The organism is Bacillus sp. FSL K6-1560, assembly GCF_038592935.1.
Lineage (GTDB): Bacteria > Bacillota > Bacilli > Bacillales > Bacillaceae > Bacillus > Bacillus subtilis.
Genome location: NZ_CP151946.1, coordinates 3082983 through 3107345 on the forward strand (window position 1 = coordinate 3082983; position 24363 = coordinate 3107345).

The following is a 24363-nucleotide window of genomic DNA, read 5'->3' on the forward strand; positions in this document are numbered from 1 at the left end:
ATATTTTATCGAATGTTGACGAAAATGACCAATCTGATCTATTGGTAAAAACGGCCTTTTCACATATAAAAAGCTGATTATCTCCGCACATCTCTCCCTGCCCAACATATACTTTTACAGAAGCCCAATTCCTAAGAATGGAGTTGAATCCCCTTGCATTACAGCTACTATCCCTATCCGGTGCCATACAGGGAAGATCCTGTTTTGATTCGGAATTTGCAGAAGGCCATCAACGGAGAATTCAGTGCCATTCAATGCTACCGCAAGCTTGCCGAACTCGCCCACAGCGATGAGGTCAGAAAACAGATTGAAGAAATCAGGCGTGACGAGATTCGCCACCTCCGTGAATTTTCCACACTGTATGGTTCAATTACCGGCAAACACATCATGCCGAAACAAACGGAAGAATGCCCGGACAATTTCACAAGAGGACTGGACGCCGCTTTTAAAGATGAACAAGAAACCGTCGACTTTTACTTGCGTGCGGCCGAGGAAACGTCAAACTTAAAAGCGAAAGGCGTCTTTACGCGCGCAGCACGTGATGAACAAAATCACGCTGTCTGGTTCCTATACTATCTGATGGAACGTTAGATATACCCGTTCAGGGTATATGTACATATCCCCTTAGCTAAAAACACACTCCCCTGTTTTTTTCAAATGCAGCCGGGAAACATAAAACCATATACTTCCATACAGGGGGATCAACCATGGAGCAATATTCTGAAGCTTGTATTGAGGCTTGCAGCGATTGCATGAAGGCTTGCAATCATTGTTTCACTAAATGCTTGGAAGAAAGCGTGCAGCATCATCTCAGCGGATGCATCCGGCTTGACAGGGAATGCGCGGATATTTGCGCGCTGGCGGTCAAAGCCATGCAAACGGACAGCCCGTTTATGAAAGAAATTTGTGCACTTTGCGCCGATATTTGTGAAGCATGCGGCACTGAATGCGGAAAGCACGATCATGATCATTGCCAAGCATGTGCGAAAGCCTGCTTCACCTGTGCTGAACAATGCCGCAGCATGGCAGCGTAAAAAAGAGGGTTCAAAAAAGAACCCTCTTTTTATTTGGACAGCCATACGGAGTACAAATCAATCCATCCCTCTTCATCAAGCACCAGGCCTTTTACATTTTTACTTGATGTCACCTGGAGCACATTTTGATACAGCGGGATCGCGTTCAGCTCCTGTATCATCTGCCGGTCAATGTCACGCAGGATGTTGATTCTCGAACAGCGATCAGGCATGGAAAACATCCGCTCTGTCATTCCTGAGCAAATCTGTGTCAGCTTTTCAGATAGATGCTGATACAAGAAACTGTTCTCCGACAGCAGCAAATGCAGAAAACCAAACTCGCTGTCTTGATAAAACGTCGCACTGTCATGAATGATATCCGCCATCTGCACGGTTTCCGGCCGTCGCAGATCAGCAGCATCACAGAATTGAAGTGTAAGCCTGATACCGTGCTGGGCGCAAATATTTTGAATCCATTCGGCGTCCTCACGATGATCCGTTTCCGAAAAGGTATAAAGCACGATTGTTTCGCCCTCGTAACCGCTTTTCTTCAACAATTCAGATGGCGAAACGCCCTCCCACTCAAAAGAACTCGGATGCAAAAAGGACGTAACCGGGATTCTTCGGTGCCCTCCCGCTTCACGAACGAGCCGTTCAGAGGAAATCAGCAGCCGGAGCGCTTTTCTAAAGCTTTGGTGCTGAAGAGGCCCCTTCTTTTTCAGATTGAGCGACAAATACTGAACATGCCGCTCATCAAAAACAGTTTGCTGCTCAGGACATGTTTGTTTTTCTTGAATGGTAAAACCGTTCATCTCTCCGGCTTGCTCAGAAAACACAAACTCAACGCGATCCAAATAGGGGCGTCCCTTGAAGTAGCGCTCATTGGCTTCAAGCACAAGCATCCCGCTGTGTTGCTGATTCACCTGAAAAGGCCCTGTTCCAGTTTTCCCGCCGCCCTGTTCTGCCGGCAGTATGGACAGCCGTTCATCACAAAGAGCATACGGCAAAAGCGCATTCGGCCTATCGAGTATGAGTGCCACACAATAAGGGCCCTTTTCTAAGACTTGTTTCACTCCGTGCAGAAGCCATTTATACGGGTTGTCACCCAGTTCCAAAAAGCGCTGAAACGTAAACGCAACGTCCCGTGATGTCAGCGGCTGTCCATTATGAAATGTCACACCTTTTCGAAGAAAAAATCTCCATTGTTTTTTTCCGACCTCTTCCCATCCATGAACCAAATGAGGCTTCGGCTCCTGTATATCCGAATCAAACGTCAAGAGTGTATCAAATATCTGTTTGACGAAATGGCCCTCAGACCGCAAAAATATTTGGCATGGATCCAAACTGCTGACAGATTCAGGCGCGATGAACAGCCGCAGAACATCCTTCGCCCCATTCTCGCCCGTCTCCGTCACAAATCCGAACACCTCTGAAAGCCACATGTTATATTCGTTTTGAAGCCCCGGAAATGCGGACTGATACTGCTGAAGCAGCTCCTTTGCCTTTTTAAGCTTTCCTGACATGGTATATTCCTTTGCAGTTTGAAGAAGCAATTCCTCAGGCCTCCGAAGAAACGCGATTTTAGATTTACGGCCGCGCCCCGCCCCGCTTTCCCGGATAATCCAATTGCTGTTCTCTAGCTTATGTAAAATGAGCTTTGCATTTCTTACTGTACAAAATAAACAGTCGGCAATCTCAGTGAGCGTCATTTCGTTCATTTGTCCATACTCGGCGCAGCCTGTTTTTACAAGCGCCACATAGTGCTCTATCAGCTTCAATCCCCGCACCTCCCGACAAAAGGGGAACTTTTATCTCTTCTTTTCTTCACTTTTTGGGCCGCCGCCCCTTCTATACACTACTACTATATCAAACAGCGAAAGGCGGCGATCACATGTTGACCAGTTTTCACTCTATAAAATCGAGATATACCGCTCCCGTTCGGCTCCGCTTTTTCGGCGAATTGCTGACAAGCCTGACAGGTGCAATGATGGGACCTTTTATGGTGCTGTATCTGCATGAACAATTAAACGGCAGTATCATGATGCCAATGCTGATCATCAGCCTTCAGCCATTTGCTGATATTTTCCTGACGCTCGCTGCAGGAAAGGCGGCGGACCGGATTGGGCGGTGCACAGCGATTTTGACCGCATTGCTTCTTCAATCAGCGGCAATGACAGGGTTTGTATTTGCTGAGCATGCGTATGTTTTCGCTATTCTCTATGTCATGAATGGCATCGGAAGATCGTTGTACATTCCCGCTTCCCGCGCCCAAATCGCTGAAAGCACGCCGGAAAGCAGACGTTCGGAAGTGTTTGCGGTCATCAATGCGATCTATTCGGCGGGTCTGACGGCAGGGCCGCTAGTGGGGATGCTTCTTTACAATCATAACCCCGTGTGGATATTCGCATTAGATGCTGCGGCATTGTTTATCTACTTTCTGATCGCTGCACTGAAACTGCCTGAGACAAAGCCGCTACACCCAGCTGTTACCCCGAAAATATCTGCGAGCTTTATGATATACAGGCCTGTCCTGCTTCTTTTGCTGCTTTCTCTCCCCATAAGCATGTTATATGCACAAACAGAAACAACATACAGGCTCTTCAGCAAAAACATGTTTTCTGATTATCTGTCAATACTGACGATCTACTCGGCGGCAAAAGCTTTATTCAGCTTTGTTCTCCAAGTTCCTCTTGTCAAAGGGACCGAAAAGCTTTCAATGAAAACAATCCTTTTCATTACTTATATTTGCTACTCCCTTGCGGCTGCCGGTTTTGCATGCTCAACCTCCCTGACAATGCTTATAGTGACGGCAGCGGTGATGACGGTTGGCGAAAGCATCGGGCTAACCCACATCCAGACCTTCATATCTAAATTGGCGCCGCCTCATTTGCTGGGCCGGTTTTATGCTGTCTATGGTCTGCATTGGGATATATCCCGCTCAATCGGACCGCTGGCAGGTGGGCTGATCCTGACATCATTTGGCGGAGAAGTGATTTTTTACGCTCTTGCCGTGTGTCTGCTGACAGCGGGTTTATCTCTGACTTACACAATAGAAAAGCTCGAACACAAGGTCATAAGAAAAGTGAATCGCTTATAGAAAATAATTCATAATTTCTTTATCAACAAAAATATACTATAGTAATAAATACATTCACTACGTGAACAATTGGAGTGTTACGTGAAAAAGGAAGAAGGGTTTTACATTGAAGAAAGACGAAAATCTCCTCAAAGATCTATGGTTTATCGCAATCAGTGCAGCCGGGGGGTTTATTCTTTCATTAACCGGAATATCAATTGGATGGATGATCGGAACACTGATTGTCGCCTGCTGCCTCGCCATGATACGGCCGGCATGGCTGATGATGGCACCAGACCAAAAAGGAATTAACCGACGATGGCTCGCCCTCGGGCAGATGATCCTCGGCATCGAATTGGGCCAAAAGCTGAATTTATCCGTTCTCTCTGTTCTCAAAGACCATTGGTTTTCAGTCGGCGTTATGCTGATATTGTCTATCCTGCTGGCCATGCTATCAGGATATGTGCTTTGGCGTTTCAGCAAAACGGATATGATGACTAGCTTTGTCGGCACCGCTCCCGGCGGACTTTCCGCCATGCCGAGCATCGCACAGGAAGTAGGCGCCAATACCGCTATAGTCAGCCTCGTTCAAATGATGCGTGTGCTACTCGTGGTGCTTTCCATTCCGTTTTTAGTCATTCTGATCTATACAAAACAAGATCGTACCGCAAGTGCCGCAGCAGAGACAATTTCTTCTGCAACGACAGATTTTAGGCTCGCTCCCGTTTTGTGGACCATCATTCTTATTCTCGCTGCCTGGGGAGCTTGCAAAGCTGCGAAATTTTTAAAATTTCCAGCTCCATGGCTGCTCGGCAGCATGCTCGGTGTAGCAATTGTACATGTTGGCGGAGCTGCGGTGACAGGGCACGACATGATGGCATGGTGGCCGTCACAAGCTAACCATGTATCACAAGTATTTCTCGGGGCAACGATCGGCTCTAAGATGTACAAAAGCATGTTTGCCGGCGTCACTCGTATTATCATCGTCGGGTTTGTCTCTTCCGTCGGTTTAATTGCAGCAATGTTTTTGAGCGCCGTGATCGTTTCCGAGCTGACAGGAATTTCGCTCATCACTTCTGTTCTGGCATTTGCGCCCGGCGGGATTGCAGAGATGGCGACGACGTCAGTTACCTTACATGCTGATTCCACCTTTGTCGTTGCGGTTCAGGTCATTCGCGTCATTCTGGTTATTGCCCTGCTGCCGCCGTTTTATCGCCTGCTTCACCATCTTCATGGTGAAAAAAAAGACAAAAAGAGCTCAATCAGCGGCAGTAGTGCCTAGTTGAAAAAAGGGTTCAAGAACTTTTAATTCGCAAACCATCGAGATGGGGAAATATAAGCGGATATTTCGTTGTTAATGGATCAGGTTTGAAGTGAGTGCTGCCAGAGGGTGAAATGAAAGAAATAATTGACGACTTACGATTGAAAAAGAGGTTAAAATGAATAACCTCTTTTTCTTATATAAAGATATAAAATGATAAAGGGAAATCTATCGTTACGTTGATTCTCTTATAATAAGCTTTGTTGGCAGTTTAATAATTCTTCTGTTTAAAGTGGCATTACCCGAAATGGACTCGATGATTTTCAACACAGCCTGTTGACCTAATTCTATTACGGGGATATCAATTGTTGTTATGGTCGGAGTAACGACTTGGCAGATCAATTGGTTGTCAAAACCAATTACAGCTAAGTCTTCTGGAACTTTAAAGCCATTTTTCATCGCCTGTTTAATAATCCCTGCGGCGACTTGATCATTTCCTGTAAATATTGCTGAGGGTCTGTCCTTTAGATCCTTTATCTTATGAAAAACACGAAAGCCATCCTCGATATTAAACATTTCGCCGAATATCCATTCGCTTCTATGATGTAAATCGTAATCTTGTAAAGCTTTCAAATAACCCTCTTTCCTCTGACATTGAGCTTCGCTATATGGAGTATCAAAACAAAACCCAATTTTTTTATGCCCTCTTTCAATTAAATGTACTACCCCCATGTATGTAGCTTCAAATTCATCATACCCAATTATCGTTATGTCCGCTGAGTGATGATATTCATTACATAATAAGATAGGACCATACTTTAAGAAAGGGGATATCTGATCCCATTCATTTTCTAAAGTTCCAAGAATAATACCATCCACTTCTTTATGCTTCAATAACTCTAACAATTCTAGCTCTGTCTGTTTGTCATAAAAGGTCTGAAATACAATTACCTTGTAATTCTTAAACAGTGCTTCATGTGAGACCCCTTTTATTAATTGAGCAAAAAATGGATGGTCAATACTCGGAACCGATAAAGCTATCGTTTGTGTCTTATTTCTCCTAAAATTCCGAGCTAAATAATTGGGAGTGTAGTCAAGATCGTTAATTGCCTTTAAGATCATATCTCTTTTTTCTTTCGACACATACGGATGATTATTCAATACTCTTGACACTGTGGTTTTAGACACATTGCATAATTTTGCTATTTCATCAATTGTAGGCATATTTTCCCTTCCTTAAAAAAGTTGTTGACATGTTACCGATTTCAGAAATTAGGATAAATTTGTAATAAATTTTTAGATTATAAAATCATTGGAGGTACTGTTCATGCAAAAACAGGTTAAGATTTCAGGTAAAAGCAAAGAAAACATGTCACTATTAAAACACTTAAAAGGTGACGTACAAGGAAAAGAACTTGTTATTGAAGACAGTATTGTAAACGAGCGGTGGAAACAAGTATTAAAGGAAAAGATAGATATTGAACATGATCTTTTCAACTATCAAAAAAATCGTGAAATCAGTAAAGTCCCTTTTTTGCCTGTAGACAGATTAATAACCAATGATGAAGTGGAAGATATCTTAAATACATTAACTGAAGTTTTGCCAACTGGAAAATTTACGAGTGGTCCCTATTTAGAGCAATTCGAAAACGTTTTATCTACATATTTACATAAAAGGTATGTAATTGCAACAAGCAGTGGAACCGATGCTATTATGATAGGTTTATTGGCTTTAGGGTTAAACCCAGGGGATGAAGTTATCATGCCGGCTAATAGCTTTTCAGCTACTGAAAATGCTGTGTTAGCTGTGGGAGGCGTTCCTATATATGTAGATATTAACCCACAAACATTCTGCATCGATCCTGACAAAATTGAAGAAGCAATAACTCCTTATACAAAGTTTATTCTACCTGTGCATTTATACGGAAAACATTCAGACATGCAGCATATCCGTCAAATCGCAAATCGTTATAAATTAAAAGTAATTGAAGATGCCTGCCAAGGAATTGGACTGACAGACTTAGGAAAGTATGCAGACATCACTACATTAAGTTTTAATCCCTATAAGAATTTTAGTGTATGTGGCAAGGCTGGGGCAATAGCAACTGATAATGAAGAACTCGCTAAAAAATGCATTCAATTTAGTTATCATGGTTTTGAAGTAAATGTGAAAAATAAGAAAGTCATCAATTTTGGATTTAATTCAAAAATGGACAATTTACAGGCAGCAATTGGTTTAGAGAGAATGAAGTACCTTTCATTAAACAACTTCAAAAGACTGTTCTTGGCGGATAGATACATTACCCAATTAGCAGAGTTGCAGAATAAAGGCTTTATTGAATTACCAGAATTAAGTGAAGATCATGTATGGCATCTGTTTCCTATTAAGGTAAGAACAGAAGATAGGGCAGATATCATGACTAAATTAAATGAAGATTTTGGTGTTCAAACAGATGTATATTATCCAATACTGTCTCATATGCAAAAAACTCCTTTAGTACAGGACAAGTATGCAGGACTCCCATTGGTTCATACGGAAAAGGCTCATAGTCAGGTACTGCATTTGCCTTTATATCCGTCATTTACTTTAGAAGAACAAGACAGAGTAATGGAGGGACTGTTTCATGTTATTAAGCAAGAAATCGGAGTATAAAACGTTATCCACGGTTGAACATCCTCAGTATATTGTTTTTTGTGATTTTGATGAAACGTATTTTCCGCATACAATCGACGAACAAAAACAACAAGACATTTATGAACTCGAAGACTATCTAGAACAAAAAAGTAAAGATGGGGAACTAATAATCGGATGGGTTACTGGGAGCAGTATAGAATCTATTATCGATAAAATGGGACGAGGAAAATTTAGATATTTTCCGCATTTTATAGCTAGTGATCTTGGAACTGAAATTACGTACTTTTCAGAGCATAACTTCGGTCAGCAAGATAACAAGTGGAACAGTCGCATAAATGAAGGGTTTAGTAAAGAAAAGGTTGAAAAACTTGTGAAACAGCTGCATGAAAATCATAACATTCTTTTGAATCCTCAAACTCAATTAGGAAAGTCACGGTATAAGCATAACTTCTACTATCAGGAACAAGATGAAATAAACGACAAGAAAAACCTATTAGCAATTGAAAAAATCTGCGAAGAATACGGCGTTTCAGTAAATATAAATCGGTGTAATCCCTTAGCAGGCGATCCAGAAGACAGCTATGATGTAGATTTTATCCCCATAGGGACAGGAAAGAATGAAATTGTAACGTTTATGTTAGAGAAATACAACCTAAATACCGAAAGAGCTATCGCATTTGGGGATAGTGGAAATGATGTTCGTATGTTACAGACAGTAGGGAATGGATATCTGCTAAAAAATGCAACACAGGAAGCCAAAAACTTGCACCACCTTATAACTGATAGTGAGTACTCAAAAGGAATTACTAATACCTTAAAAAAATTAATTGGATCATGAGGAGGAAATAAAAATGAACAAGATAGGCATCATAGGTGCAGGTGGTATTGCAAGAGCGCATGCAACTGCTTTATCTACAATAAAAAATGCAGAGTTAGTAGGGGTATATGACATAAATCAACAAAACGCGGAAAGCTTTGTGAAAACTTTCGGCGGGAAGTCATTTGAAAACGTAGATGAACTAATTGATGCCTCAGAAGGTTTAATTGTAGCATCACCAAACTTTTGCCATAAAGAACATGCTTTGCAAGCATTAGGAAAACATAAGCATGTTTTGTGTGAAAAGCCTATGGCTATTTCTCTTGAAGAAGCAGGCATAATGAAAGATACTGCTGAAAGGTTGAGCGTAAGAGCCAGTATGGGATTTAATTATAGATATTTATCTTACGTAAATATCTTAAAAAGCTTAATTATCAATAATGAACTAGGTAACATCCTGTCCATAAAAGTACACTTCAAGAAAAATAGTGCCCTTAGACGTAAGAAGTTTACTTGGAGAGATGACGCTAATAGTAAGAAAACCAGCGGGTCATTGGGGGATCTGGGTATTCACCTTATTGACATGGTATGGTATTTGTTCGAGAGTGATTTCATCACAGAATCAGTAAGGGCAAAGATGAACACAAATGTAAAAACAAAAGAGGATAAACAGGTACTTGTAGATGACTATGCAGAAATTTATGGCCAGCTGAAGAACAAGGTATTTGTAAATATCATCACATCAAAATGTTCTGTACCTGAAGACTGTGGTTTTAGCATTGAGGTAGTTGGACACAAAAAAGAGTTTAAATACCACACAAGTAATCCTCACGTTTACAAACTCATAGATGGCTTGAACGTGGTAGACTGCCCAGTACCGCAAAGCCTATTAAACGATCCGCCAAACGAGTTTTATGGATGGGCTGATTCTTTTAGAAGCGAGTTAATCAATTGGATTGCATCAACTCAGAATGATTGGGTTGAGATCCCTTCTTTTAGTGATGGTTTTAGATCTCAGGAAGTATTAGAAATGTTCTTTGAGAAAGACAGCAACTCTCAACCAATGTCTGTTTCAGCAGTCAACTAGTATTTCAAAGAGAGAAGTTACTAAAAAAGCAGGAATTTACTTTCCTGCTTTTTCATATAGGGGTGTAATGAATGTTAAGAGGGACATATTTATTCGGATATGCTTTCTTTTTTACAGTAGGTATTATCCATATATCAACAGGGAGTTTGACACCATTTCTATTAGAGGCTTTTAACAAGACAACAGATGATATTTCGGTCATAATCTTCTTTCAGTTTACCGGATTTCTAAGCGGAGTATTAATCGCACCGTTAATGATTAAGAAATACAGTCATTTTAGGACACTTACTTTAGCTTTGACAATAATGCTTGTAGCGTTAAGTATCTTTTTTCTAACTAAGGATTGGTATTATATTGTTGTAATGGCTTTTCTCTTAGGATATGGGGCAGGCACATTAGAAACGACAGTTGGTTCATTTGTTATTGCTAATTTCGAAAGTAATGCAGAAAAAATGAGTAAGCTGGAAGTTCTCTTTGGATTAGGCGCTTTATCTTTCCCATTATTAATTAATTCCTTCATAGATATCAATAACTGGTTTTTACCGTATTACTGTATATTCACCTTTTTATTCGTCCTATTCGTAGGGTGGTTAATTTTCTTGTCTAAGAACCGAGAGTACGCTAAGAATGCTAACCAACAAGTGACCTTTCCAGATGGGGGAGCATTTCAATACTTTATAGGAGATAGAAAAAAATCAAAGCAATTAGGCTTTTTTGTATTTTTTGCTTTCCTATATGCCGGAATTGAAACAAATTTTGCCAATTTTTTACCTTCAATCATGATAAATCAAGACAATGAACAAATTAGTCTTATAAGTGTCTCCTTTTTCTGGGTGGGGATCATCATAGGAAGAATACTAATTGGTTTCGTAAGTAGAAGGCTTGATTTTTCCAAATACCTTCTTTTTAGTTGTAGTTGTTTAATTGTTTTGTTGATTGCCTTCTCTTATATAAGTAACCCAATACTTCAATTGAGTGGTACATTTTTGATTGGCCTAAGTATAGCGGGGATATTTCCCATCGCCTTAACACTAGCATCAATCATTATTCAGAAGTACATTGACGAAGTTACAAGTTTATTTATTGCCTCGGCAAGTTTCGGAGGAGCGATCATCTCTTTCTTAATTGGATGGAGTTTAAATCAGGATACGATCTTATTAACCATGGGAATATTTACAACTATGGCGGTCATTCTAGTAGGTATTTCTGTAAAGATTAGGAGAACTAAAACAGAAGACCCTATTTCACTTGAAAACAAAGCATCAAAAACACAGTAAAAAACGTATAAAATAAAGATACTAATAGACATATCGTATAAGCAGTGCAAATTCCTGAACATCTTGAATTTCATTCTTCAAGAGGAAATCTGATTTACGTTACAGCCTTGAAAAAGATAGAAAAAAGTGAAAAACACGCACCGCAGTGCGTGTTTTTTTATTTAAAAATGCTAGGAAGCCCCCCTTCAATTTCTTCTGACGACGGATACCATTTTGTCACCAGATCCCGAAACAGCCGTTCCGCAAAAAGAATCTCTTCCTCGGTATAGCGGTCAAAAAATGACAGAAAACGCTGTTCAGCCTTCTGATGATAATATTTGTGCAAACTGTGCAGCTTTTTTCCAGCAGGCGTCAATCGGAAGTAGACCTCCTTTTTATTATCGCTGAGCTGTGTTCTGTGAAGGAAGCCTGCGCCGAGCAATTTTGTGCTGATGCGTGATACAGTCGCTTTTGTCGTATTCATTTTTTCTGCTATCGACGTGACATTAATTGGTTCATTGTCCCCGACACAGGATAGAAAATGAATTTCTGTCATCGTCAATTGAGATTTACTCCCGTGCTCTACATCCAGCTTCCTCAATTCGTCAGATAAAAAGACTTTAATAAGCCCCTCCCATTTCTCCTGCTGATGTATGAGCTCCGCATACAATTCAAAAAGATTGCGTTTCGTATGATCTGTGTTCATCGAGTCTTCCATCCTTTTTCATTCGATTGTTTCTTCTATCATACCGTTTTGTTACAGATGAAACAATCGAATTGAATTATACTCGGCTGGTGACGGAAAACCAGCGGCTGATCCCTTTTTGAATCACCTCGGCACAATCGGGCGCTGATGCATCCACCGCCCAGGCTACATGTCCATCAGGACGAATCAATATGGTATGCACATCCCGCAACTTTTCATTCGGTTCTGCAAGCGAGGCGGTTACCGTACGTAAGCCTTTCACTTCGATATGATCATCAGCTTCCTGCCTCAATGACAGCAAAACGAATGTCCCGTTTTGGAGAAAGCTGTACAGCCATTCCGAACTGCCGTCGGAAAGAATCAGCTTCATGTCAGGGAGCCGTGCCCCGTTCAAACGATTCGGCGGCATGGTACGATCAGCTTCATATCTGACATCGAGCGCAGAAATTTGCCCCGCTACATATCGATTGACATCAGGGAAGGCCAGCAGCTCCGACATCATGCTTCGCAAATGGAGGCCTGCTTGAGTGAAATCGATCAGCTTTGTCTGTGCCTCCGTGTTTCTCAGGAGCCCTTCAGCTGCCGGATGCCGCTCGTCATGGTAGCTGTCCAAAAGCCATGAAGGCGCAGAGCCTTTGATGGCCGCCGCCAGTTTCCACCCGAGGTTCATTGCATCCTGAAGGCCGACATTCAGTCCTTGCCCGCCCGCTGGAAAATGAATATGCGCGGCATCACCCGCAAGAAAGATTCTGCCGTCCCGATACCGTTTCGCTTGGCGCGCGGCGTTCCCGAACCGCGACATCCACGAAGGGTCGCTTAAACCAAAGTCAGTTCCGCAAATTCGCAGGAGGTCAGCTTTCAGCTCTTCCTCAGTCACAGGCACATCTTTCGGCGTTTGCGTGCAATAAGGGCTGATCACAACGACACGATATCGGTCTGAAGATAACGGAACAATCATAACACCGCCCTCTTTTGTGCAAAGGGACAGCACGCCTGACGCCGGCGGAGAAAGGAGCGCCACATCCCCAAGCGCAGCGGTGACAGTGCTGTCTGTTCCCGGAAACTCAATTTTCGCCTGTTTCCGGACGGTACTCCCGGCGCCATCTGCACCAACGGCAAACTTGCTTGTGATCGTCCGTACACTGCCGTCCCGATCCTTAAAAATCGTTTGGACCGCTTCCCCGTTTTGCGTAACCGCCAGCGCCTCGGCACCCCGAAACACCTCTGTTCCCAGGCTTCGTGCATGATCTTCAAGCAGCTTTTCTGTTTTGGACTGCGGGAGCAAAAGCGTGTAAGGACAGCTCGTATCCAAGCCTGAAAAATCCAGACGGGTATCCAGCATTGAAAAATGTCCGGAAGGTATCTTGCTTCCCTTGGATACGAACCGCTCTAAAATCCCTCTCATCTCAAGAAGCTCCAGCGTTCGGGGATGCAGCGTCAACGCCTTGGAATGCGGAACAGGTTTTTCAAGCCGTTCAATCACACATGTTCCCACTCCGGCCATCGCAAGCTCAGAAGCCAGCATAAATCCAACCGGTCCTCCTCCTATAATCACTGCTTCATATTTCATCATTCACCACTCCTTTTGTTTCATGAAAAACGAACAAAAACCAATAAAAACGGCCCTCCAATCAAAATATATATAAATTTTGTTACACATGTAACAATTTTGATTATAGCTCCTTACAAATTTTTCTTCAACACATTTTTCCAAACGGCATACAAAAAGACGCCTCTTCCATTAGCGTCTTTTTATTCGGCATCAGAAATCACACCGACAATATTTTTTTCTCTTATCGGACCAAAATGCCGGCTGTCGAAGCTGTATATGCGATTATCTCCAACGACAAAATATTTTCCTTTCGGCACCTTGCTTGTTCCCGTCACATCTTTCAAAGAAAAATCACCCGTTACATGGCTGCCGGCAGAAACAGATTTCAAATGCTTCAAAAATGGCTCAGCAACCTGCTTTCCGTTCACATACAGCTGATCATCTTTATATTTGATCGTTTCACCGGGCAAGCCGATTACCCGTTTAATCAGCACTTTATGATCAGGGCCTTTAAAAAGGACGATGTCAAAACGATGGATGGTTTTAAATCGATGCGAAAATTTATTGACCAACAATTCGTTTCCTTCCTGGAAGGTCGGGTTCATACTGACGCCTTCTACCTTGTAATCAATAAAGACAGCATTTTTAACCTGAATGGCGAGAACAACGGACACTACACCGGCAAGAAACCAAAACCGTTTTTTCATGTTACTGTCTCCCTCCATCATGCTCACGATGACTGGCTCTTACATGCAGATACCGCTCCACCTTTTTGCCGACATACCATAAGACAGTGATCACCAATACGGCGATGACCGTTCGAATCGGCTGTGTAATCAGCGCGTGCAGATCATATCCGATGAAGCTGATCATAAAAATCATGACAAGCTTCCCCGAGGCTGCCGCCAAAATAAACGGCCGCGTTCCGATCCTTGACAAACCGGCAACAACATTCACCGCGGCTGACGGTGTAAATGGAAAACAAAGCAGAAGAAACATGGGACCGAAGCCGTGTCTTTCCACCCATAACATCAGCTTTCTGACAGACGGATGACTGCGGATAAATCCAAGCAATTTTCTCTGTCCGTATTGACGGACAATCAAAAATACGAGAATGGAACCAGCAGTTGATCCCGCCCAAGACAGGATGAATCCTTCCCACAAGCCAAACGAGTTCGTATTCGCCACCACAAACACGATCAGCGGCAAAAACGGGAGAAATGCTTCAATTAAAGGCAGCAGCACAGCTATGAGCGGACCGAAAGCCCTATAGCTTTGAAATAATTCAGTTAAATGTTCTTGTGTCAAATAGGATAAAAAATGCTCCAACATTTATACTCCTTACCGGGTTTGTCTATCCTTATTCTACACATTATCAGCAGAAAACTAAAAAGTTTTGGTGATTTTTTCTGTCTTGAAACATTTCACCAGCCGATATAGAATACAAATAGAACAAACGTTCCCTTAGAAAGAAGGAGTCAACATGCCAAATCTGCAGGAGGAAATATACGATTTAATTGAACGGGCTCTCTTTTTGCCCATGGCCATTACGATTTTTAACCGTGATCTCGCCGGAATTGAAGAAAGCACATTAAAATTGAAGCATCCTTATAAACAGCTTATCAGCGAATCATTAAAAATAGCACAAAAGGATTTGATGGAGGTCAGAAAAGAACTGAGGAAAAGAAAAATTGCAATCCGCGAGACGGAACGCGATGAAGCCTTTACGTTCTATACATTTGTCATCGACGGTTATGAAGAAAACCATCGCTATTTTAATCCGCGAATCCGTGAGCAGGTCAGCGAATTATTAACATACTATCTATTTGCCCCGGACAGACTCCGAGCCTTTTGAATCATACTGCCCGTTCCCTCTTCGGGCGATTCAGAGCATTAATTTCAGACAATTCACACTATACAAACAAAATAAATTTATTTATAATTCGAACCACAGCCTTTCACCCTAAAAAGTGACATGTGCTGCCATATCTGCGACATCATTTTCAGTACGCTTGGGCTTGTACACCCCAATCCTAAATAGAAGGAGGATTCTATGAAACTGATTCACGTTCTTGCCGCTTTGCCCTTTATCGGAATCTTACTCGGCATCCCTTTTGCAAATAAGGTGACCCCCTATGTGTTCGGCATGCCGTTTATTCTTGCCTATATTGTGATGTGGGCTCTTTTGACCTCTGCGCTGATGGCGATTGTGTATGTCCTCGACAAGGAAAATAAAAAGGAGGAAGCAGAATGAATGCAGCTCTCATCATCATTTTCGGTGTCCTGCTCTTGAGTATTTTTCTCGGTATACGCGCCCAAAAAGGAAAAGACATGAACCTGGAGCAGTGGACGGTTGGAGGGCGCGGCTTCGGAACTGTGTTCGTCTTCCTTTTGATGGCAGGCGAAATTTATACTACTTTTACGTTTCTCGGCGGCAGCGGCTGGGCCTACGGAAAGGGCGGTCCAGCCTTTTATATCATCGCCTACGGATGTCTGGCCTACATCCTTTCTTACTGGCTTCTTCCAGCAGTTTGGACGTACGCGAAACAGCATAAACTAATGTCGCAGTCTGATTTTTTCACAAAAAAATACAACAGTCCGCTGCTTGGCATTCTCGTTTCACTGGTCGGCATCGCCGCACTCATTCCCTATCTTGTGCTGCAGCTGAAAGGCCTCGGGCTGATTGTATCGGAAACCTCGTACGGCAAAATCACCCCGACCGCCGCCATCTGGATCGGCGCTGTTTCCATCACGGTTTATGTTATGGTTTCAGGCATTCACGGGTCTGCCTGGATATCGGTTGTGAAGGACATCATGATTCTGGTTGTCGTTCTGTTTTTAGGTGTGTATTTGCCAATTCATTACTACGGCGGATTTCAAGACATGTTTCAGCAGATTGAAACGGCAAAGCCTGGCTTTCTTACGCTCCCCGAATCGGGACAAAGTGTGGCCTGGTTCAGTTCAACCGTACTCTTGACAGCGCTCGGGTTTTACATGTGGCCTCACACGTTTTCCGCTTCGTATTCAGCCGAAAACCCAAAAGTCTTTCGTAAAAACGCCATCATCATGCCTTTGTACCAGCTGGTCCTGCTCTTCGTCCTTTTCGTCGGCTTCGCGGCTATCCTGCAAGTTCCAGATCTGAAAGGCGCAGACGGGGATCTATCGCTTTTGAGACTGTCTCTGCAAGCATTTGACCCTTGGTTTGTCGGAATTATCGGTGCTGCCGGACTGCTGACAGCACTTGTGCCAGGGTCTATGATCTTAATGTCCGCCTCCACGCTGTTTGCAAAAAATGTGTACAAGGTAATTGCGCCCCGCACGACAGAACAACAGGTATCGGCTCTTGCTAAGTTTTTAGTGCCGGTGATTGCGTTGATTTCGGTGTATTTTACCATCAAAGGCGGGAATACCATCGTTACGTTGCTTTTGATGGGCTACAGCCTTGTCACACAGCTATTCCCCGCCCTTTTGTTCAGCCTGTTCAAGCATAATATGGTGACAAAGCAAGGAGCCTTCGCCGGCATTATTGCAGGTGTCGGAGCAGTTACTTATATTACAATGACGGAAACGACGATCGGCACTTTATTTCCGGCGCTGCCGCAAGCCGCAAAAGACTTGAATGTAGGCATCGTTGCCCTGCTTTTGAATATCTCGGTCATGATGGCAGTCAGCCTTATGACAAGGAAGGCGAAAAGCGCTGCGGCCGATCAGGCGGCTTAAGCAATAGAAAAAGCAATCTGGACACCAGATTGCTTTTTCTTATTTACCGTTCACAGGCGATAAGATCTTTATCGCGGTCTTTCTTTTTATTGGCATCGTAAAGCGCCTTAGAAACGTAAGGCTTGTACTTTGTTTTTCCGCCTTTGTTTTTCGCCTTCGAAGTGCGAGCCACTCCGCCTTTGTATACTTTGTTTAACTCCTTGCAGTTCTTATAGACCTTCACCTTTGTTTTGGCTTCCGCCACATGGTCAGCTCCGTATGAAAAACCGAAAACGAGACCGAGTGACAGCAAAACCGCGGCCGCTTTTTTCATGACGATTCACTCCCCCAACACCCAATATTTAGTTGATTTATAGCTCGAATTTATCATAATTCATATAGTCTTATTTGACAAGATAAATATGGAAGAAGTCTTTGTTTTTTCTTGTTTTCTTTTTCCTTCACTATTCAAACTGCCAAAACATGTTTTTCTGCTTATGCTCAGGGGTACACATACGAATGTACACCAAACAGAAAAGGAGCGTTGATGATGTCTGATTCAAATCTTACGAATCCTATAAAAGCATTTTTTCATGATGAATTTCCTGAACAATATCAAGAGCCGCCAGGCCTGCAAAAGAACATGAAGCCTGTCCCTGATTGCGGAGAAAAAAGCTACAAAGGATCAGGTAAACTAACGGGTCGAAAAGCGCTTGTCACGGGCGGCGATTCCGGTATCGGCCGCGCTGCCGCGATTGCTTACGCCAGAGAAGGTGCCGATGTGGCCATTAACTACTTGCCCGAGGAACAGCCAGATGCTGAAGAGGTAAAAGAGCTGATTGAAGCAGAAGGCCGAAAAGCAGTGCTGATCCCCGGAGATTTGAGCGACGAATCCTTTTGCCAAGATCTAGTCAAACAGTCGCATCACAAACTCGGCGGACTTGATGTGCTAGCGCTCGTTGCAGGCAAACAGCAAGCGGTCGAAAACATCGAAGATCTGCCTACTGAACAAATCTATAAAACATTTGAAGTGAACGTCTTTTCCCTTTACTGGGTTGTAAAAGCGGCGCTTCCGTATTTGCCGGAGGGAGCTTCAATTATCACAACTACCTCAGTTGAAGGCTATAATCCAAGCCCGATGTTGTTAGATTACGCAGCAACAAAAAACGCCATTATCGGCTTTACCGTTGGACTGGGAAAACAGCTTGCTTCCAAAGGCATCAGAGTAAATTCAGTTGCACCCGGACCAATTTGGACACCGCTGCAAATTTCCGGCGGACAGCCGACGGAAAACATCCCGAAATTCGGACAAGGCACGCCGCCAGCTCCATTAAATCGCGCTGGTCAGCCAGTGGAATTGGCCGATGTTTATGTATTTCTAGCTTCAGAGAATTCAAGCTATGTGACATCTCAGGTATATGGCATCACCGGAGGAATTCCGACGGCATAGCTTTATGAAAGGAGCTGCCCTGTTCGGTCAGCTCCTTCCTATTTTTCTAATACCGTTCTCCGAGCTCACGCAAAATAAAATCATAAATCATCTTCGTCCGCTCTTCTTTCGGGTACAGCATAAATTCCTGTCTTTTCGGAACGCGGTGGTCGATTCTGTCTTGGAATTTGGTTCTGAGCCACGCTGTTCGGTATACCTGGTTCTCGAACGAATTATAAGAAATCGGCAGCTCCATCGTTTTCCCATTTGAAAACGTCACTTCCGTATCGTCAAATTCAGTCGCTTTGAATTCTTTTACATGCACATGGGAAATCCAGCCGCATTGGGGTCTTGTCGAAGAAAGTGTAGGGAATAAAAAGATTTGGTTCGAAGGGTCCACCATGATCGGCGGCTTGTGTGAAATTTTTGTCACTTCATAAGTTCCTGCTTTTCTTCCCGCATAGCTTGATCCAAAAAATCGGCAGCTTCTGTCGACAATTTGCAGCGGCTTCATGTTGACATAAAACACGCAATCTTTTTCAATAATTCTGGAACAGATTTTGCCGTCTATTTCTTCTGGCAGCACGGCAATTGTTGCGCCGTTCACTTCATACGATTCTAAAGGTGCGTCTGTTTTCTGACTCATATTATGGCCTCCATCCTTTTTCTGCAAAATTTATACTAATAATCTATCATCTGTTTTTGTAAAACGACAGGTTTTTTTAACATTTAAGATAAAATCATCTTTTAATGATATTTAATGGTACTAAATGACTAGTAATAAACCGATTTTACTTTCATAAGATTTGCCGGTTTACGGCATTTTGCAGGATATGTCGATAGATTGCCAAGTATTAGTTGTCTAAAAATTATAAAAATTTATTGATTTTTTCGACCGTTATCCATATACTATAAAAAAGGCATTGGGGGGATTCTTTATGAAAGAGAAAAAATCGTACACTGAGCTCATGAAGTCCCGCAACACGCAAAAAACAAAAGAATTCGATGTCACAATGACGGATATTTACATTCAAATGGTGCTCGATGAATCCTTGTATAACCGTCGGCTTGCCATGCTGACGGACCAAATTAACAAAGCCTTGGACGAAAAAGATAAAGATGCGTTTCTTACGCTCTCTAAAGAATATGCAGCGCTCAAGCAGAGCGAATAAGCCAATCCTTCAAGGATTGGCTTTTTATTATCCGTTCACAATTGTTCCGCCATTGACGTGAATCGTCTGCCCTGTGACGTATGTGGAATCGTCGCTGGCAAGGTATAGATAGCTTGGCGCCACTTCGACCGGCTGTCCCGGGCGTTCCATCGGCACGTCTGAACCAAACACTTCCACGTCTTTTGCGGCAAAGCTGGCCGGGATAAGCGGTGTCCAAATGGGACCCGGTGCCACTGCATTGACCCGTATGCCCTGCTGAACAAGCGACTGGGAAAGGGACCTTGTAAACGAAACGATCGCGCCTTTTGTCGCTGAATAATCGATCAGCGTTTTATTGCCTTTATAGGCGGTAATTGAAGCGGTATTAATAATAGAGCTCCCTTTTTTTAAATGAGGCAGCACTGCCTTTGTTAAGTAAAACATGGAAAAAATGTTTGTTTGGAAGGTTCTGATCAGCTGGTGGCTGGTGATTTTTTCAATGCTGGGCTGGACATGCTGCTCAGCCGCATTGTTAACCAATATATCAATGGATGGAAACACTTGGCTTGCCTGCCCGACCACATCATTGCAAAACGCTTCATCCCCGACATCTCCTGCAATCAGCAGGCATTTTACCCCTTCCTTTTCTACATACTGCTTTGTTTCCTCGGCGTCCTGATGTTCATTCAAATACACAATGACCACATTAGCCCCTTCTTTTGCGAATAACACCGAGACAGCGCGTCCAATCCCGCTGTCTCCTCCAGTAATAATAGCGGTTTTGCCCTCTAATTTTTTCGCTTTCTTCGGCTTATCAAAAACCGGACGCGGGTCCATCAGATATTCAAAACCAGGCTGCTGGTTCTGGTGCTGAGGCGGTAATGTTTTCTTTTTTTGATTCGCCAATGAAATCACTCCTTTTCAACCTTATTATGTTATGAACAATGCCTGCTTCCTATGTATGAAAAGATAGAATATGGAAAAATTAAGAATAAATCTGATTGGAGGTATAACGGCTTGGCTAATCAACATTTTGCAAAGGAAGCACCTGAAACATACTGGAAAACATCAACTGACCTGCCTTCTTTTCCTGCGCTTCAAGAGGACACTGAATGTGACGTCACCATTATCGGAGGCGGGATTACGGGAATCACAACGGCATATGAACTTACGAAGAGAGGCTTCCGTGTCGTTTTGATTGAAGCAAATCAGGTTCTTAACGGAACCACTGCACATACAACTGCTAAAGTTACCGCACAGCATGACATGATATACGATGAATTTATCCGCCATTTCGGATTAAACCATGCGAGGCTTTATTATGAAGCAAACCAAAACGCAATTGATTACATAAAAGGCATTGTGGATGAACATCAAATTGATTGTGAATGGATCGAGCAAGACGCATATCTTTATACGGCAAATGAAAACGCTGTTCAAAAAATCCGCACCGAGCATGAGGCATACACAAAGCTCGGAATTGAAAGAGACCTTATCAAGGATCTTCCAATTCCCTTAGGTTCTAAGCTGGCGCTTGTCATGAAGAATCAAGCTCAATTTCATCCGCTTCAATACTTAAAAGCGCTTCTGGAGCAAATTGTTCAAAAAGGCGGCCGAATTTATGAAGAGACCGTTGCGCTTGATATCAAAAAAGGCGAAAGGCCCGAAGTGGTAACAAAAAGCCGGCACGCCATTAAGAGCCGCTTTATCATATGCTGTTCCCACTTCCCTTTTTATGACGGAGGCGGATTATATGCTGCGAGAATGTACTCCGACAGATCTTATGTCCTTGCCATCAAGCCGAAGATCGAGTATCCCGAGGGCATGTATTTGAGTATCGATCAGCCGTCAGTGGCGCTCCGCTATACGGTTGTAAACGGTGAAAAGCTGATTCTCTTCAGCGGAGTAAGCCATAAAACAGGCCAGGGAAAAGCCATGTCTACACATTATGAAACACTGAGACAACTGGCCGAAAGCTCCATCGGCATCGAAAGCATTCCATATTATTGGTCCACACAAGATCTAGTGACGATCGACAAAATCCCGTTTATCGGGCCGATGTCGGAAAATGAGGACAATATTCTAGTAGCGACCGGGTTCAAAAAATGGGGCATGACGTCATCAGCTGTCGCAGCCACTTTATTGTCAGACCTTGTGGAGAAAAAAGACAATCCATACGAAAGCATTTTCACGCCGTCCCGTTTCCATCTGAATCCCGGCTTGCAGAAAGTGATTTCCTACAATGCCGATGTCGCCAAGCATTTGATTAAAGGAAAGCTTGAGAGGCCAGATGTCCAATTTGAAGACATTTCGCCAGGAGAAGGGAAAGCCGTCACCATAAACGGCAGGCGAGCGGGAGCATTTCGGGATGAGACAGGCTGCCTCCATCTCGTTGATACGACTTGTACCCATTTAGGCTGCGAGGTCGAGTGGAACGACAGTGAGCATACGTGGGATTGTCCGTGCCACGGATCACGCTTTAAGCCATCTGGCGAAGTTGTAGAGGGCCCGGCCATTAAACCATTAAAACAAATAGATCTCGATTAAACCGTTCATTTTAATGAACGGTTTTCAAATATTTTTCATCTGCAGCTTCATTCATGTTTCCCTTGGCCGATAAAAAAGTAAAAGGCTTAAAAAGCCAAAAAGTAAAAATTATATTTTTCCCAAGGGGGATCATTGTATTGTTATTTAAAAAAGACAGAAAACAAGAAACAGCTTACTTTTCAGATTCAAACGGACAGCAAAAAAACCGCATTCAGCTCACAAACAAACATGCAGATGTCAAAAAACAGCTCAAAATGGTCAGGTTGGGAGATGCTGAGCTTTACGTGTTAGAGCAGCTTCAGCCACTCATTCAAGAAAATATCGTAAATATCGTTGATGCGTTTTATAAAAACCTTGACCATGAAAGCTCATTGATGGATATCATTAATGATCACAGCTCAGTTGACCGCTTAAAACAAACGTTAAAACGGCATATTCAGGAAATGTTTGCAGGCGTTATCGATGATGAATTCATTGAAAAGCGTAACCGAATCGCCTCCATCCATTTAAGAATCGGCCTTTTGCCAAAATGGTATATGGGTGCGTTTCAAGAGCTTCTTTTGTCAATGATTGACATTTATGAAGCATCCATTACAAATCAGCAAGAACTGCTGAAAGCCATTAAAGCAACAACAAAAATCTTGAACTTAGAACAGCAGCTTGTCCTTGAAGCATTTCAAAGCGAGTACAACCAGACCCGTGATGAACAAGAAGAAAAGAAAAACCTTCTTCATCAGAAAATTCAAGAAACCTCTGGATCGATTGCCAATCTGTTTTCAGAAACAAGCAGGTCAGTTCAAGAGCTTGTGGACAAATCTGAAGGCATTTCTCAAGCATCCAAAGCCGGCACTGTAACATCCAGCACTGTTGAAGAAAAGTCGATCGGCGGAAAAAAAGAGCTAGAAGTCCAGCAAAAACAGATGAACAAAATTGATACAAGCCTTGTCCAAATCGAAAAAGAAATGGTCAAGCTGGATGAAATCGCGCAGCAAATTGAAAAAATCTTCGGCATCGTCACAGGTATAGCTGAACAAACAAACCTTCTCTCGCTCAATGCATCTATTGAATCCGCCCGCGCCGGAGAACACGGCAAAGGCTTTGCTGTCGTGGCAAATGAAGTGCGGAAGCTTTCTGAGGACACGAAAAAAACCGTCTCAACTGTTTCTGAGCTTGTGAACAATACGAATACACAAATCAACATTGTATCCAAGCATATCAAAGACGTGAATGAGCTAGTCAGCGAAAGTAAAGAAAAAATGACGCAAATTAACCGCTTATTCGATGAAATCGTCCACAGCATGAAAATCAGCAAAGAGCAATCAGGCAAAATCGACGTCGATCTGCAAGCCTTTCTTGGAGGGCTTCAGGAAGTCAGCCGCGCCGTTTCCCATGTGGCCGCTTCCGTTGATTCGCTTGTCATCCTGACAGAAGAATAACCATCAAAAACCGGTCTGCCATACGGCCGGTTTTTTTGTGTTCATTATGTAAACTCAAATTAAAAATAAGTTGACATAATAATTACCTGCATTTATTGTATAACCATATTTGATTACTGTTTGGAGGATTTCACATGCTGAAATTAATCGACATGATGCATATTGCGATTTTCACCGCGCTGATGGCAGTGCTCGGCTTTATGCCCCCTCTCTTCTTATCCTTTACACCCGTTCCGATTACATTGCAAACGCTTGGTGTCATGTTGGCAGGCAGCATCCTCAGGCCAAAGTCTGCTTTCTTAAGCCAGCTTGTCTTTTTGCTGCTCGTCGCCTTCGGAGCGCCGCTGTTGCCCGGCGGACGAGGCGGTTTTGGTGTGTTTTTCGGACCGAGCGCAGGCTTTTTGATTGCTTATCCCCTCGCTTCATGGCTGATCAGTTTAGCCGCTAACAGGCTGCGGAAGGTGACAGTATTGCGTCTCTTTTTCACTCATATCGTATTCGGCATCATCTTTATTTATCTGCTTGGTATACCGGTACAAGCTTTTATCATGCATATTGATTTGTCACAGGCCGCCTTCATGAGCCTTGCATATGTGCCTGGTGATTTGATAAAAGCGGCTGTATCTGCATTTCTGGCGATAAAAATCACTCAAGCCTTGTCTCTTTCTGATACGATGTTTACAAAAGGAGGATGACAC

Annotated in this window: 25 protein-coding genes; 16 read left to right on the forward strand and 9 right to left on the reverse strand. The window is 43.0% G+C overall.

Annotation, left to right across the window (positions count from 1 at the left end):
• Positions 1–153 precede the first annotated feature (153 nt).
• The gene (locus NYE22_RS16510) at positions 154–591 is read left to right on the forward strand and encodes a ferritin family protein (RefSeq protein ID WP_003245806.1); all 438 of its coding nucleotides are present in this window, start codon (positions 154–156) and stop codon (positions 589–591) included.
• A gap of 116 nt (positions 592–707) precedes the next feature.
• Entirely contained in the window at positions 708–1034 is a 327-nt protein-coding gene (locus NYE22_RS16515) for a four-helix bundle copper-binding protein (RefSeq protein WP_069964091.1), read from the forward strand.
• A gap of 29 nt (positions 1035–1063) precedes the next feature.
• Here the strand turns inward: NYE22_RS16515 and NYE22_RS16520 are convergent, their stop codons facing one another.
• Positions 1064–2791: an SgrR family transcriptional regulator gene (locus tag NYE22_RS16520; RefSeq protein WP_342411986.1), complete on the reverse strand. Its 1728-nt coding sequence runs from the start codon at positions 2789–2791 to the stop codon at positions 1064–1066.
• Between the two features lie 113 nt (positions 2792–2904).
• Here NYE22_RS16520 and NYE22_RS16525 point away from each other — a divergent pair, with 113 nt between their 5' ends.
• Both NYE22_RS16525 and NYE22_RS16530 read left to right on the forward strand, forming a co-directional pair.
• Positions 2905–4110, forward strand: a complete 1206-nt coding sequence (locus tag NYE22_RS16525; protein WP_125121288.1) for an MFS transporter — start codon at positions 2905–2907, stop codon at positions 4108–4110.
• A gap of 106 nt (positions 4111–4216) precedes the next feature.
• Positions 4217–5371, forward strand: a complete 1155-nt coding sequence (locus NYE22_RS16530) for an AbrB family transcriptional regulator (RefSeq protein ID WP_021479606.1) — start codon at positions 4217–4219, stop codon at positions 5369–5371.
• 213 nt (positions 5372–5584) lie between these two features.
• Here NYE22_RS16530 and ntdR read toward each other — a convergent pair whose 3' ends face one another.
• Positions 5585–6574, reverse strand: a complete 990-nt coding sequence (gene ntdR, locus NYE22_RS16535) for an NTD biosynthesis operon transcriptional regulator NtdR (RefSeq protein ID WP_021479607.1) — start codon at positions 6572–6574, stop codon at positions 5585–5587.
• 103 nt (positions 6575–6677) lie between these two features.
• Here ntdR and ntdA point away from each other — a divergent pair, with 103 nt between their 5' ends.
• From ntdA to glcP, 4 genes are all read left to right on the forward strand, one after another.
• Positions 6678–8003: a 3-dehydro-glucose-6-phosphate--glutamate transaminase gene (ntdA, locus tag NYE22_RS16540; protein WP_342411987.1), complete on the forward strand. Its 1326-nt coding sequence runs from the start codon at positions 6678–6680 to the stop codon at positions 8001–8003.
• Positions 7975–8823, forward strand: a complete 849-nt coding sequence (ntdB, locus tag NYE22_RS16545; RefSeq protein ID WP_017696578.1) for a kanosamine-6-phosphate phosphatase — start codon at positions 7975–7977, stop codon at positions 8821–8823. Before ntdA ends, ntdB begins: the two co-directional genes overlap by 29 nt.
• Before the next feature lie 13 nt (positions 8824–8836).
• Positions 8837–9889 (forward strand): glucose-6-phosphate 3-dehydrogenase NdtC, encoded by a 1053-nt coding sequence (gene ntdC, locus NYE22_RS16550; protein ID WP_072175675.1) that lies wholly within the window; start codon positions 8837–8839, stop codon positions 9887–9889.
• Positions 9890–9960: 71 nt separating this feature from the next.
• Positions 9961–11166, forward strand: a complete 1206-nt coding sequence (gene glcP / locus NYE22_RS16555; RefSeq protein ID WP_161621465.1) for a glucose/mannose transporter GlcP — start codon at positions 9961–9963, stop codon at positions 11164–11166.
• A gap of 157 nt (positions 11167–11323) precedes the next feature.
• On the opposite strand, the gene NYE22_RS16560 is transcribed toward glcP, so the two are convergent.
• From NYE22_RS16560 to NYE22_RS16575, 4 genes are all read right to left on the reverse strand, one after another.
• Positions 11324–11851 (reverse strand): MarR family transcriptional regulator, encoded by a 528-nt coding sequence (locus NYE22_RS16560; protein ID WP_342411988.1) that lies wholly within the window; start codon positions 11849–11851, stop codon positions 11324–11326.
• 76 nt (positions 11852–11927) lie between these two features.
• Positions 11928–13424, reverse strand: a complete 1497-nt coding sequence (locus NYE22_RS16565; protein WP_161985898.1) for a monooxygenase — start codon at positions 13422–13424, stop codon at positions 11928–11930.
• 179 nt (positions 13425–13603) lie between these two features.
• Positions 13604–14110, reverse strand: a complete 507-nt coding sequence (gene lepB / locus NYE22_RS16570; RefSeq protein ID WP_003233128.1) for a signal peptidase I — start codon at positions 14108–14110, stop codon at positions 13604–13606.
• A 1-nt stretch (position 14111) separates the two neighbouring features.
• Positions 14112–14735: a TVP38/TMEM64 family protein gene (locus tag NYE22_RS16575; RefSeq protein WP_161985897.1), complete on the reverse strand. Its 624-nt coding sequence runs from the start codon at positions 14733–14735 to the stop codon at positions 14112–14114.
• A gap of 151 nt (positions 14736–14886) precedes the next feature.
• Between NYE22_RS16575 and NYE22_RS16580 the strand changes: the two genes are divergently transcribed.
• The 3 genes from NYE22_RS16580 (at position 14887) to NYE22_RS16590 (ending at position 17123) form a co-directional block, all read left to right on the forward strand.
• Positions 14887–15258 carry a carboxylesterase family protein gene (locus NYE22_RS16580; RefSeq protein ID WP_161985896.1) on the forward strand — a complete coding sequence of 124 codons (372 nt, stop codon included), beginning with the start codon at positions 14887–14889 and terminating at the stop codon, positions 15256–15258.
• Between the two features lie 198 nt (positions 15259–15456).
• Positions 15457–15657 (forward strand): DUF3311 domain-containing protein, encoded by a 201-nt coding sequence (locus NYE22_RS16585; protein ID WP_003224377.1) that lies wholly within the window; start codon positions 15457–15459, stop codon positions 15655–15657.
• Positions 15654–17123: a sodium:solute symporter gene (locus NYE22_RS16590; protein ID WP_160244072.1), complete on the forward strand. Its 1470-nt coding sequence runs from the start codon at positions 15654–15656 to the stop codon at positions 17121–17123. The genes NYE22_RS16585 and NYE22_RS16590 overlap by 4 nt, the downstream gene beginning before the upstream one ends.
• Before the next feature lie 43 nt (positions 17124–17166).
• Here NYE22_RS16590 and NYE22_RS16595 read toward each other — a convergent pair whose 3' ends face one another.
• On the reverse strand, positions 17167–17436 hold the full coding sequence (locus NYE22_RS16595) for an excalibur calcium-binding domain-containing protein (protein ID WP_038829151.1): 270 nt from the start codon (positions 17434–17436) through the stop codon (positions 17167–17169).
• Between the two features lie 216 nt (positions 17437–17652).
• Between NYE22_RS16595 and NYE22_RS16600 the strand changes: the two genes are divergently transcribed.
• On the forward strand, positions 17653–18552 hold the full coding sequence (locus tag NYE22_RS16600) for an SDR family oxidoreductase (protein WP_041851019.1): 900 nt from the start codon (positions 17653–17655) through the stop codon (positions 18550–18552).
• A gap of 46 nt (positions 18553–18598) precedes the next feature.
• On the opposite strand, the gene comK is transcribed toward NYE22_RS16600, so the two are convergent.
• The gene (comK, locus tag NYE22_RS16605) at positions 18599–19177 is read right to left on the reverse strand and encodes a competence transcription factor ComK (RefSeq protein WP_029317573.1); all 579 of its coding nucleotides are present in this window, start codon (positions 19175–19177) and stop codon (positions 18599–18601) included.
• A 292-nt stretch (positions 19178–19469) separates the two neighbouring features.
• Here comK and NYE22_RS16610 point away from each other — a divergent pair, with 292 nt between their 5' ends.
• A complete protein-coding gene (locus tag NYE22_RS16610) occupies positions 19470–19703 on the forward strand; it encodes an IDEAL domain-containing protein (RefSeq protein WP_003233142.1) in 234 nt (77 codons plus the stop codon).
• A 27-nt stretch (positions 19704–19730) separates the two neighbouring features.
• Here the strand turns inward: NYE22_RS16610 and NYE22_RS16615 are convergent, their stop codons facing one another.
• Positions 19731–20588, reverse strand: coding sequence for an SDR family oxidoreductase (locus tag NYE22_RS16615; protein ID WP_172861555.1), 858 nt, complete (start codon positions 20586–20588; stop codon positions 19731–19733).
• A 111-nt stretch (positions 20589–20699) separates the two neighbouring features.
• Between NYE22_RS16615 and NYE22_RS16620 the strand changes: the two genes are divergently transcribed.
• From NYE22_RS16620 to NYE22_RS16630, 3 genes are all read left to right on the forward strand, one after another.
• Entirely contained in the window at positions 20700–22229 is a 1530-nt protein-coding gene (locus NYE22_RS16620) for an FAD-dependent oxidoreductase (RefSeq protein WP_163135586.1), read from the forward strand.
• Positions 22230–22366: 137 nt separating this feature from the next.
• Complete coding sequence (hemAT, locus tag NYE22_RS16625) at positions 22367–23665, forward strand: heme-based aerotactic transducer HemAT (RefSeq protein ID WP_003245216.1); 1299 nt, start codon at positions 22367–22369, stop codon at positions 23663–23665.
• A gap of 134 nt (positions 23666–23799) precedes the next feature.
• Positions 23800–24360, forward strand: coding sequence for a biotin transporter BioY (locus NYE22_RS16630; RefSeq protein ID WP_003233151.1), 561 nt, complete (start codon positions 23800–23802; stop codon positions 24358–24360).
• Positions 24361–24363 lie beyond the last annotated feature (3 nt).